At 32.5% G+C, this 9,248-nt stretch carries 19 protein-coding genes; 13 read left to right on the top strand and 6 right to left on the bottom strand.

The genetic code is table 11. The features are described from left to right. Positions 1 to 8: 8 nt before the first annotated feature. The 4 genes from LIX58_RS00465 to LIX58_RS00450 form a co-directional block, all read right to left on the bottom strand. Positions 9 to 1,055 (bottom strand): tyrosine-type recombinase/integrase, encoded by a 1,047-nt coding sequence (locus LIX58_RS00465; protein WP_226385993.1) that lies wholly within the window; start codon positions 1,053 to 1,055, stop codon positions 9 to 11. A gap of 57 nt (positions 1,056 to 1,112) precedes the next feature. Next, positions 1,113 to 1,622 (bottom strand): hypothetical protein, encoded by a 510-nt coding sequence (locus LIX58_RS00460; protein ID WP_053028438.1) that lies wholly within the window; start codon positions 1,620 to 1,622, stop codon positions 1,113 to 1,115. A gap of 81 nt (positions 1,623 to 1,703) precedes the next feature. Then, a complete protein-coding gene (locus tag LIX58_RS00455; RefSeq protein WP_053028439.1) occupies positions 1,704 to 2,375 on the bottom strand; it encodes an ImmA/IrrE family metallo-endopeptidase in 672 nt (223 codons plus the stop codon). 13 nt (positions 2,376 to 2,388) lie between these two features. Then, the gene (locus LIX58_RS00450; protein WP_037570348.1) at positions 2,389 to 2,727 is read right to left on the bottom strand and encodes a helix-turn-helix domain-containing protein; all 339 of its coding nucleotides are present in this window, start codon (positions 2,725 to 2,727) and stop codon (positions 2,389 to 2,391) included. Between the two features lie 251 nt (positions 2,728 to 2,978). Between LIX58_RS00450 and LIX58_RS00445 the strand changes: the two genes are divergently transcribed. The 4 genes from LIX58_RS00445 to LIX58_RS12550 all read left to right on the top strand — a co-directional run bounded on the left by LIX58_RS00445 (position 2,979) and on the right by LIX58_RS12550 (position 4,651). Further along, positions 2,979 to 3,173, top strand: a complete 195-nt coding sequence (locus LIX58_RS00445; RefSeq protein WP_053018059.1) for a helix-turn-helix domain-containing protein — start codon at positions 2,979 to 2,981, stop codon at positions 3,171 to 3,173. Continuing rightward, entirely contained in the window at positions 3,173 to 3,943 is a 771-nt protein-coding gene (locus tag LIX58_RS00440) for a phage antirepressor (RefSeq protein WP_085058397.1), read from the top strand. The genes LIX58_RS00445 and LIX58_RS00440 overlap by 1 nt, the downstream gene beginning before the upstream one ends. Positions 3,944 to 4,321: 378 nt before the next feature. Continuing rightward, a complete protein-coding gene (locus LIX58_RS00435) occupies positions 4,322 to 4,510 on the top strand; it encodes a helix-turn-helix transcriptional regulator (RefSeq protein ID WP_226385992.1) in 189 nt (62 codons plus the stop codon). Positions 4,511 to 4,525: 15 nt separating this feature from the next. After that, positions 4,526 to 4,651 (top strand): hypothetical protein, encoded by a 126-nt coding sequence (locus LIX58_RS12550; RefSeq protein WP_264177234.1) that lies wholly within the window; start codon positions 4,526 to 4,528, stop codon positions 4,649 to 4,651. On the opposite strand, the gene LIX58_RS00430 is transcribed toward LIX58_RS12550, so the two are convergent. Next, positions 4,648 to 4,914, bottom strand: a complete 267-nt coding sequence (locus LIX58_RS00430) for a hypothetical protein (RefSeq protein ID WP_226385991.1) — start codon at positions 4,912 to 4,914, stop codon at positions 4,648 to 4,650. The genes LIX58_RS12550 and LIX58_RS00430 overlap by 4 nt on opposite strands. Positions 4,915 to 4,977: 63 nt before the next feature. Between LIX58_RS00430 and LIX58_RS00425 the strand changes: the two genes are divergently transcribed. The 9 genes from LIX58_RS00425 to LIX58_RS00385 all read left to right on the top strand — a co-directional run bounded on the left by LIX58_RS00425 (position 4,978) and on the right by LIX58_RS00385 (position 8,643). Continuing rightward, positions 4,978 to 5,184 carry a hypothetical protein gene (locus tag LIX58_RS00425; protein ID WP_103366886.1) on the top strand — a complete coding sequence of 69 codons (207 nt, stop codon included), beginning with the start codon at positions 4,978 to 4,980 and terminating at the stop codon, positions 5,182 to 5,184. 13 nt (positions 5,185 to 5,197) lie between these two features. Beyond that, positions 5,198 to 5,431: a hypothetical protein gene (locus tag LIX58_RS00420; protein ID WP_103366885.1), complete on the top strand. Its 234-nt coding sequence runs from the start codon at positions 5,198 to 5,200 to the stop codon at positions 5,429 to 5,431. An 11-nt stretch (positions 5,432 to 5,442) separates the two neighbouring features. Continuing rightward, a complete protein-coding gene (locus LIX58_RS00415; protein ID WP_160148977.1) occupies positions 5,443 to 5,613 on the top strand; it encodes a hypothetical protein in 171 nt (56 codons plus the stop codon). Positions 5,614 to 5,700: 87 nt separating this feature from the next. After that, positions 5,701 to 5,934 (top strand): hypothetical protein, encoded by a 234-nt coding sequence (locus tag LIX58_RS00410; RefSeq protein WP_226385990.1) that lies wholly within the window; start codon positions 5,701 to 5,703, stop codon positions 5,932 to 5,934. Beyond that, positions 5,918 to 6,403: a siphovirus Gp157 family protein gene (locus LIX58_RS00405; protein ID WP_226385989.1), complete on the top strand. Its 486-nt coding sequence runs from the start codon at positions 5,918 to 5,920 to the stop codon at positions 6,401 to 6,403. The genes LIX58_RS00410 and LIX58_RS00405 overlap by 17 nt, the downstream gene beginning before the upstream one ends. Beyond that, positions 6,404 to 7,180 (top strand): AAA family ATPase, encoded by a 777-nt coding sequence (locus LIX58_RS00400; RefSeq protein ID WP_226385988.1) that lies wholly within the window; start codon positions 6,404 to 6,406, stop codon positions 7,178 to 7,180. Positions 7,181 to 7,206: 26 nt separating this feature from the next. Beyond that, positions 7,207 to 7,731 carry a DUF669 domain-containing protein gene (locus LIX58_RS00395; RefSeq protein WP_226385987.1) on the top strand — a complete coding sequence of 175 codons (525 nt, stop codon included), beginning with the start codon at positions 7,207 to 7,209 and terminating at the stop codon, positions 7,729 to 7,731. Between the two features lie 11 nt (positions 7,732 to 7,742). Next, the gene (locus LIX58_RS00390) at positions 7,743 to 8,432 is read left to right on the top strand and encodes a putative HNHc nuclease (protein ID WP_226385986.1); all 690 of its coding nucleotides are present in this window, start codon (positions 7,743 to 7,745) and stop codon (positions 8,430 to 8,432) included. Then, positions 8,413 to 8,643 (top strand): helix-turn-helix transcriptional regulator, encoded by a 231-nt coding sequence (locus LIX58_RS00385; protein WP_226385985.1) that lies wholly within the window; start codon positions 8,413 to 8,415, stop codon positions 8,641 to 8,643. The genes LIX58_RS00390 and LIX58_RS00385 overlap by 20 nt, the downstream gene beginning before the upstream one ends. A gap of 188 nt (positions 8,644 to 8,831) precedes the next feature. On the opposite strand, the gene LIX58_RS00380 is transcribed toward LIX58_RS00385, so the two are convergent. Continuing rightward, positions 8,832 to 9,248 carry a hypothetical protein gene (locus LIX58_RS00380; protein ID WP_226385984.1) on the bottom strand — a complete coding sequence of 139 codons (417 nt, stop codon included), beginning with the start codon at positions 9,246 to 9,248 and terminating at the stop codon, positions 8,832 to 8,834.

Genomic DNA, 9,248 nt, shown 5'->3' with positions numbered 1-9,248 from the left:
AATAAGTGTCAAGAAAATATTTCTCTGACCTTTTGGCCTTGCTCTTTTTTATGTTCATCAAGAAGATGTGTATAAACATCTAATGTGATAGCTATACTTGCGTGACCTAATCTTTTACTAATGTACTCAATCGGAATGCCTTTACTAATTAAGTAACTTGCATGTGTATGTCTTAACGAATAAGGTGTGACATCTTCATTGATGTTATATTTCTTTTTAGCTTTGTTAAACACTTTAGAAATCGCTGTATGAGATAAGCCGAATAACTTATTATCAATTCTATGTGGATGTGTCTCTATCGCTTTGTATATATGCTTTAAATCATTTTTAGAAACTTCTACAAATCTATCAGCGTTTTCTGTTTTAGTTCCTGGCAAGTGAATTAGTCCTTTAGTTATTAGTAAGTCATCATAGGTCATTCTGTTTACTTCTGAAAATCTAGCACCTGTAATTAAAAGTATATACAACATAATCGTACTTTTATCTGTTCTTAACTTAAAATGTTCTCTTAATTCTTCATACTGTCTAATAGTTAAAAATTTTACATCTTCTTTTTTAGCTAGTTTTGTTCCTTTAGCTTTAATGTTATATGTTGGATCTTTTTTGATATAACCATCATACACTGCATCTTTAATACAACTAGATAAATAAAGATTAACTTTTCTAACTGTTTCTGAAGTTCTACCATTTGCGTAATCAGATATAAATTTTTGATACTCACTTCGAGTGATATCTTTAATTTTAATATCTTCGCTGAAATGTTTTAAAAACAAATCAAGTGAGTGTTCATACCAATATTGTTGTTTTGATGATAATTCATATTTTCCGTTTAACTTGAGCCATTCTTTATAATAGTCCTTAAACAATCTATTGCTATCTACTTGTTTACCATCTTCTAAATCTCTAATCAATTGTTGCGCTGCATTCGTTGCTTCAGCTTTTGTTTTAAATCCAGATTTACGCTTTTTACCAGATTTAAAACTAGGATGTTTTACATCATACTGCCAGCTTGTTGAGTTCTTATTTTTTCGTTTTGTTACTGTAAAAGATGCCATTTCACTCATTCCTCCTCAAAAAAAGTAAAAAATAATAAGGGTAGACGGGCTACCCAATTATTTATTCGCTATTTGTTTTAACAACTCAATAATTTCATCGTTTTGTTCTTGTATTTTGTTATTTTGTTTAATAATTTCGTCATTTTGTGCTATTTGTACATAAGTGTTTGTTTTCATATCTTTATAATGAACAAATTTAGCTTGTTCTTTTTGGCTAAGGTGAGTTCCGAGACCAATTAAATTGTAAATATCATCTAAAGTATTAGCTTTATTTTGGAAATAAAAAGCATTTGAAGTAGTTTCTGTTGGCTTCTTAATTCCTTGTTTTTCAATACTTTTTTCACGGTAAGCTTCATTTTTTTCTTGAACGCTAGTAAAATCATTATCCATTCCGATTGCTTTATTTACTTCTTTGCTCAAATCAGGATCGTTGTTTCTTTGTAAATTTGCTAGTTTTATCTGTTCTTCAGAACTTAGTAAATCTATTGCTTTTTTACCTTCTTTCGACAACCCACTTTTTATGACACCGATAGCGTAATTGTTTTTAAATCCTATATTTTTAGCCATGTAAATCCCCCTTATTCTATATCTTTATATTCAAACACTCGTAATGGTTCAAATTGAATAACGTATTTACCATATCGAGTATTAGTATCCGTATTCTGTTCTCATTATACGGTTATATTCCTCCATTTGTTCTCCTAGCATTTCGTCTAAAAATGACATATACGTTTCCATGTGTCTATGTTCAAACATAGAAATATAATTTTCTAAACCACTATCCATGTGTTCATCAAAAATATCTAAAGCTACTTTTGCAGCTTGATAACTAATTTTGAACAGATCAGCCGCATCACCAACGTTCAATACATTTCGATATTTGTATCTTATATTAAGTGGAAATAAGAGGCATGAAGCAAAAGAATTAGCTTCATATTCTTCTAAATTAGTTCGTTGTGTATCTTGAAGAATAGGTGTTTTCTTGTAGCTCATACCGTCATGTTCCATAATGTAGTGTCCATATTCATGAGCTAATGTAAAACGTAATCTTCTATTATAAACATTTTCATTATAGATAATGGCAAACTTATTTCCTTTTTTAATATGAAAAGCCTCATCAGAACCCCCGTAAGTTTGTAGCTCATTTAAAGAATAACCTGTAATGTTACAAAACTCTTTAAATGTAAACAATTCCACATTACTATCATTTTCTATTATTTCTTTAATAGGTAAAGGGAATTCATCTATATAATTAGTTTCAATTAATGCACTTACAGCTCGTGCTGCTTTTAAAAATGAGTTTTGATATACAAAATGCAAAATAAAATCCCCTTTATTTGTCTTTAGTGTATTCGTCCCAATTGTCGAAGAAAGTTTCAAACATCTTTAATGCTTTTTCTCTATCTTCTTTTGTCATATTCTTAACTCCACGATGCATGATGCGAATTTCTTCATCTTCTTGTTCGCCAGAATATTCATCTTTTTCTCTACCTAATAAGTAGTCAACAGATACGTCGAAGTAGTCGGCTACAAGTTGAACTTTATTAATCCCAGGAACTTGTCTTCTCCACTTAGTTATTTGTCCGTTAGATAATCCGATTCTTCTTTCTAATTCTGCAACCGTAATCCCTTGTTGTTGACATAAAAATCTGATTTTTTGAACTATATCCATTGTTTTTCTCCTTATTAAACCAAAATAAATTATCCAAAAAGATATTTTTAGTTTGACAATTATCCAAAAAGATAATATACTATGGTTACGCTAATTGTTAAGCCAATAAAAACACAAAGCTTATAACGTTGGGGAACGTTGATATAACAGCACTTTGTTATGTCTTATTTAGCTATGCTTATATATTAGCACATTGGATAATTTAATTCAATATTTATCCAATAATATTATCCAAAAGGAAGTGGAAAATCATGGCAACAACAGAATTCGGCATGAAAGTAAGAATGGAATTACTTAAACGTAACATCACGAATAAGCAGCTAGCAGATATGTTAGGTATCTCAAGTGCTTACTTATCAGACATCTTGCGTGGACGTAGAGATGCATTTGAACAAAAGAAACGTATTGCAAAAATCTTAGAAATCAAAGAAGAGGTGAAGAATTAATGAATGAATTACAAGTCTTTCAGAATTCACAGTTTGGAAATTTGGAAATCTTAACTTTTGAAGGTAAGGAATGGTTTCCAGCAATTCAAGTAGCAGAAATTTTAGGATATGCAAACCCCCGTGATGCAATTAGTCGTCACACTAAAAATAAGGGGGTCGTAAATCACGACGTCCTTTCCAATGGTGGAGTACAGCGTAAGAAATTCATTGATGAAGGTAATTTATATAGATTAATCACACGCTCTAAATTGCCACAAGCAGATGAATTTGAAGAATGGGTGTTTGAAGATGTTCTACCTTCAATTCGCAAACATGGACTGTATGCAACAGATAACGTAATCGAAAACACATTAAATAATCCAGATTATATTATCAATATTCTAACTGAGTATAAGAAAGAGAAAGAACATAATTTAACGCTCGAACAACAAATCAAAGACAACAAACCTAAAGTACTATTCGCAGATTCAGTTGCTGGTAGTGATAATTCAATACTCGTAGGAGAATTAGCGAAATTACTTAAACAAAACGGTGTTGATGTTGGACAAAACAGATTATTCAAATGGTTAAGAAATAACGGTTACTTAATTAAAAAGAGTGGCGAAAGTTATAACTTACCAACTCAAAAAAGTATGGATTTAGAAATATTAGATATAAAAAAACGCGTAATTAATAATCCGGACGGGTCTAGCAAAATTACACGTACACCAAAAGTAACAGGCAAAGGTCAACAATACTTTATTAATAAATTTTTAGCAGGAGAACTTTAATACCCACAATCGAACAAACAACTTAAAAAAGCACATACTTTGTCGTGGAAAGCATGTGCTACGGAAATTTTGTTTGATTCTAGTCGCCACGACTAACAGCTCAAGTTTTGCTGGTATCGTCCCCAGCCCTGTAATGAGCTTAGGTGTTCAATCAAAGTCTAGCGTCCCGTAAGTTACTACCTTACAGTGCGCATGCCTTTTTAACGCCTCAGTTGGCGATGGAGCACAACAAACGATGCCCTAAATTTAGATTTACTTATCTATAGAACCACAGGGTGATTTAAAACCTCGCATAAGCAAGGCCATCACCTCCCAGTTTATGTGGGGTTGAGATAAGTATATAACGAAATTCCGATATAGACAATAAGGAGTGTCATCATGCTGAATTTGAAAGATTTAAGAGAGAAAAAGGGATTAAGTCGTTATCAACTGGCTAAGTTAACTGGATTGCAGAATTCTACAATCCGATCAGCTGAATTAGAAAATAACAATCCGGGATTTCTAACAGTGAAAAAAATCTGTGATGCATTAAAAGTTGATATTAAAGAAGTGCAAGAAAAGCCTTAAAGGAGGTGAAACGAAATGAATAAACTTAAAGCAATCAAAATAGCACTCCTAATCGTCATCTTGGCGGAGGAGATTAGAAGTGCTATCAGAGAAACTAAAAAATTTAAAAATAAAGAATTAGAAAAATTAGGAATATTTTAAAATTCTTCGTTTATTTTTTGAATCGTTTCTTTGTGTAGGAATCCATATGGAAATTCATCAAATTTCACAACTAGATACTCATCATTACTATCTAAAATAGCATTTATGTTGTCAGATAGTTCATCAATAGATTTATCAGTTTTGACTAACCAACATGATTCTAAAACTTTTATAGCAATTGGAAGACGTTCTAAAAAATGGATTATCAAATCATATCTTTGACCTTCTTTATTAAGGTCATAAGAAACAACGTACTTATTCATATATTACACCTCCAATCTAACGCAGTAGCGATAACCAAATTATACACGAAAGGAGTGATTTTAATGGAATACATCGGTTTTGCAGACGTTAAAGAGTTCGTAAAAATCAGTGGTTTATCCAAAGACGATTTTGAAAAGAAAGTAGCATCTAATCAACAGTTCAAAAAGTTTATATACAAATTTGAAGATAGTCGTAAACGCTATATCAAAGTTAAGCCAGCATTAGAGTTTATCGAAAATAATTTGATGGTTAACGAAGCTAGTTTATGAGGAGGTGGATCTAATGAATAACAAACAATTACTTATCGCACATCTAACACAAACTAACCCATACAAAGCACCTGAATTAATAGAGAATGCAGCAACAGACTTATTTGGTCAATATCCAATCGAAATTGACGATTACTTTCACGAAGGTCACAACAAGACGTTATTACAGTGCTTGAGGGATACACCAACGTCACAGAGAGCCTTAAAAATGCGTATCGAAATGTTGCATTCGGTCAAACTTTATTAGGAGGTGGTTAAATGTCGTACGCAGAAGTGAGTTTCATCATAGCATTGCTGGTAGCAGTTCTAGTCACAATCATATTAATGACTATTAACGTATTTGTAACTGACGCACTAGCATATGCGCTGTTCATCGGTGTAGGTGTATTTATCTATTTCGATAAAGAGTTCGACAAAATAAAAGACTGATACGTTCTGCAAAACGACCAGTCAACACTAAGTATTTGTGAAATTTTACTAACTTAAAAATAAAACATTATGTGGAGGTAGTCAAGAATGCAAGAGCCATATATCAAAGTAGGAGAGAAAGAGTTTATCGAATTTTTAGTAGCTAAAGACAGAGTAAAAAAAATGGAAGCTATGCTCGAGTACTCAAACAACCAACTAGATAATGCACTGGAGTACATCGACGACTTAGTAATGTTAAATAATGGCCAATCATCACGCTTAGCAGAATTAGAAGCAGAGCGTAGAAAACTGGAGGCGATGATAAATGTTGAACACATATAACTTAACTCAAGCCTACTTAGAAGTTTTGAACAAATTAGATGAAGGTTATTCATTCGAAGATTTAAAAGATACTTTGGATAGCATCGAAGAAGAATTGAATATAAAAGTTGATAACACAATCGGCTTAAAGCGTTCGGTAGATGCTGATGTTGAAACAATAGATAAGGAAATTAAACGTCTACAAACAATTAAAAAACAAAAAGCAAACTTATCAGACCGTTTAAAAGGTTACTTACTCGATATGTTAGAACAACGTCAATTGGATAAGTACCGTACGTCTACTAACTACATTTACAAACGTAGTAACGGACCAAGTAAAGAGGTCACAGATGAAAAATTAATACCTAAAGAATATTGGGTATCACAAGCACCAAAACTTAACTCTAAAATGCTTACTGATGATTTGAAAAATGGCAAAGAAATACCGGGTGCGAAGTTGAAACACACAGTTAGTTTGGTGGTGAAATAGATGGCTGAACAAAAAAACGAAACAGACATTTTCGGACAACTCGGAATTCAAAACTTATCACAACAGAACAAAGAAAAGTATTACAAGTTTGTTGTGTATGGACGACCTGGCACCGGCAAAACGACTTCGCTTACTAGAGAAAACAATGCACTAGTATTAGATATTAACGAAGATGGAACGACTGTTGTAGAAAAAGGTTTAGGTGTTTCAATAACGAGTTTTAATCATCTAGGAAAAATAATTCAAGAATTGCCAAACATTCTAACTCAAGCGAGAGAAAACGGACAACCAATTGACATAGTGATTATTGAAACGGTCCAGAAATTACGTGATATAACACTTGATCAAGTAATGAAAGGTAAAACACGTAAGCCTCAATTTACAGATTGGGGAGAAGTTGCAACAAGAATTATAAGTATGTATCGATTTATAAGCAAGTTGCAACAAGAATACAAGTTCCACTTCGCTATAACTGGACATGAAGGTAACAGCTCAGATAAACGAGAAGACGGAACTTTATTTAATCCATCAGTAACTATTAAAGCTCAAGATTCAATCAGAGATGCAGTAATCAGTCAATCAGATGTATTAGCTAGAACTTATACAGAAACAGACGTTAAAGACGGTGAAAAGCAAACAAGATGGATATTCAGTGTAGAACCATCAACAGATTATGAAACGAAAGTAAGACATTCACCATCAGTGACATTAAACAATAAGAAATTTGAAAACGCGTCATTATCAATGCTAGTAGACGCAATAAGAAACGGAAACTAAAAAAACTTAAAGGACGGTAATCAATTATGAATTTCAATTTAAACTTACAAAATGCTCAAAAATTAGGTAACTATATGCAACCTGGTCAATATAGCGTGAAAGTAAAAAACTTTGAAAGTAAAAACTCTAAAAACGGTCACCCTCAATTTGTCATTACGTTCACTCATAAAGAAGAAGGTGACTTCACTCACTATGCTAATGCAGATATGGAAAACGAATTTGCTAGAAATTGGATGTACACATTCTTAGATGACTTAGGTGTAGAAAGCAATAATGGAATGTTCAATTTTACTGAAAGAGATGTTATCGGTAAACCTATTAACATCGAGTTAGAACGTAAATACAACGACTATACAGATAAATGGAATACTTCATTAAAACGCGTATGGAAATTTGATGGCACACCAGTATTTGAGAAGTATGAAATTAAAGAAAATCAAAAAAATAATAACGAGCAGCAATCAAATAAATCTAGTTTGAATAGCCCTAACAACCCTTTTAATAACGCTAACGGTCCAGTTGATATATCTGATGATGATTTACCTTTCTAGGTCGTGATTAGATGTCACAAATAGTTAAGTATCAAAAGAATAATAAAGGCACTTATACAGTAATTGTTACTGATGTAGAGATACCTGAACAAGCTATTGATTTACTCAACTTAGAACAACCTATTGATGTTGATTGTACAGTGATAGACCCAAACGCTATCACTGGCAAACAACGTCGTAAGATATTTGCACTTGTAAATGATATAGAAGCACATACTGGTCAACCTAGAGATTACATGCGTCAAATGTTTCAAGATTATGTACGTTTCATCTATGGCTATGAAGAACGCATATCATTATCAGATTGCAACAGGAAAGTTGCTAGTCAAATTATCGAAGTGATTATTGAATGGGTGTTTTTAAATGACATACCACTTCAATATAAAACAAGCAATTTATTGAAAGAAAATAAAGCCTTTTTATACTGGGCGACAATTACAAGACACTGTGTTATCTGTGGCAAATCACATTCAGATTTAGCGCATTTAGAAACCGTAGGACGTGGCATGAACCGTAATAAAATCAATCACTACGATAAACACGTACTAGCGTTATGCAGAGAACATCACACAGAGCAACACAAAATAGGAATTAACACTTTTAACGATAGATACCATTTAAGTGATAGCTGGATCAAAGTAGATGACAGACTAAACAAAATGCTGAAAGGAGAGGAAATAAATGCGATCAATAATGATTAGACCAGAGGATAGAATGAAATTTGCTCAGCGTATAAATGAAATAAGATTAGATGCTAATATGCTTCAATCTGAATTTGGTGAGCGTTTAGGTGTAGGACGATTAGCTGTGTGTCGTTGGGAGAACAGAGCACAGTTGCCACCAATGAAAACAATTAGAAAAATGCCAGAGGAATTCAACACTACGCCAGAGTGGATATTGTACGGGGAGTGAAGAAATGCAACTGAATAAAATGATAGATGAGTTTGAAGTATTGGAATTTTTACTACAATTACACAATATGGAAATAACTGATTCAAACCAAGAAACTATCAGCCAAGACATAGTAAAAAAAATACTTGAATATCCTTTAGCTGATAGTTGGATAGATTATCTTTTACTTAATGAAGCTGAAGCTAATGTTAAGTTAAGAAGTTTGATAGCGTATCATCGCCGAAATCTACAACAGGTAATTGACGAAAAGTATCAAGAAGAGCTTGAAAGAATTCGACCTTCTTTTGATAAGAACTTCGACCCTGATCCAGAGAAAAGATATTCACAAAATTAAACAGTTTACGTGTGAAAGCATCGTAAGCGTAATAGTCACCGTTGATTTTAATCATTTTTAATTCTGATTCCAAAGCTTTATGTAAGTGTTGTAAGCACTCTAAATGTACTTGATTAAAACCATTTTTAGTGAGTGTATATGCAATATTCATTGCAGACTTAGCAATTAAGAATAAATCAGTTTCCCAAAAGAAAAGATGAGTTTTATCTAACTGCAACTGCTGTTTTTCAGCCATAGTTAATAATCTTTTGGTGTTACCCCAGTTGTCCAT

The organism is Staphylococcus sp. Marseille-Q1834, from assembly GCF_916858875.1.
GTDB lineage: Bacteria > Bacillota > Bacilli > Staphylococcales > Staphylococcaceae > Staphylococcus > Staphylococcus pragensis.
Note: the sequence above shows the minus strand (reverse complement) of the source record. Positions and strands in the feature narration are given on the sequence as shown.

Excerpts from the sequence above, each read along its gene's own strand:
- LIX58_RS00465 (WP_226385993.1), bottom strand. The coding sequence starts at position 1,055 with ATGGCATCTTTTACAGTAACAAAACGAAAAAATAAGAACTCAACAAGC.
- LIX58_RS00460 (WP_053028438.1), bottom strand. The coding sequence starts at position 1,622 with ATGGCTAAAAATATAGGATTTAAAAACAATTACGCTATCGGTGTCATA.
- LIX58_RS00450 (WP_037570348.1), bottom strand. The coding sequence starts at position 2,727 with ATGGATATAGTTCAAAAAATCAGATTTTTATGTCAACAACAAGGGATT.
- LIX58_RS00445 (WP_053018059.1), top strand. The coding sequence starts at position 2,979 with ATGGCAACAACAGAATTCGGCATGAAAGTAAGAATGGAATTACTTAAA.
- LIX58_RS00440 (WP_085058397.1), top strand. The coding sequence starts at position 3,173 with ATGAATGAATTACAAGTCTTTCAGAATTCACAGTTTGGAAATTTGGAA.
- LIX58_RS00435 (WP_226385992.1), top strand. The coding sequence starts at position 4,322 with ATGCTGAATTTGAAAGATTTAAGAGAGAAAAAGGGATTAAGTCGTTAT.
- LIX58_RS12550 (WP_264177234.1), top strand. The coding sequence starts at position 4,526 with ATGAATAAACTTAAAGCAATCAAAATAGCACTCCTAATCGTCATCTTG.
- LIX58_RS00430 (WP_226385991.1), bottom strand. The coding sequence starts at position 4,914 with ATGAATAAGTACGTTGTTTCTTATGACCTTAATAAAGAAGGTCAAAGA.
- LIX58_RS00425 (WP_103366886.1), top strand. The coding sequence starts at position 4,978 with ATGGAATACATCGGTTTTGCAGACGTTAAAGAGTTCGTAAAAATCAGT.
- LIX58_RS00420 (WP_103366885.1), top strand. The coding sequence starts at position 5,198 with ATGAATAACAAACAATTACTTATCGCACATCTAACACAAACTAACCCA.
- LIX58_RS00415 (WP_160148977.1), top strand. The coding sequence starts at position 5,443 with ATGTCGTACGCAGAAGTGAGTTTCATCATAGCATTGCTGGTAGCAGTT.
- LIX58_RS00410 (WP_226385990.1), top strand. The coding sequence starts at position 5,701 with ATGCAAGAGCCATATATCAAAGTAGGAGAGAAAGAGTTTATCGAATTT.
- LIX58_RS00405 (WP_226385989.1), top strand. The coding sequence starts at position 5,918 with ATGTTGAACACATATAACTTAACTCAAGCCTACTTAGAAGTTTTGAAC.
- LIX58_RS00400 (WP_226385988.1), top strand. The coding sequence starts at position 6,404 with ATGGCTGAACAAAAAAACGAAACAGACATTTTCGGACAACTCGGAATT.
- LIX58_RS00395 (WP_226385987.1), top strand. The coding sequence starts at position 7,207 with ATGAATTTCAATTTAAACTTACAAAATGCTCAAAAATTAGGTAACTAT.
- LIX58_RS00390 (WP_226385986.1), top strand. The coding sequence starts at position 7,743 with ATGTCACAAATAGTTAAGTATCAAAAGAATAATAAAGGCACTTATACA.
- LIX58_RS00385 (WP_226385985.1), top strand. The coding sequence starts at position 8,413 with ATGCGATCAATAATGATTAGACCAGAGGATAGAATGAAATTTGCTCAG.
- LIX58_RS00380 (WP_226385984.1), bottom strand. The coding sequence starts at position 9,248 with ATGGACAACTGGGGTAACACCAAAAGATTATTAACTATGGCTGAAAAA.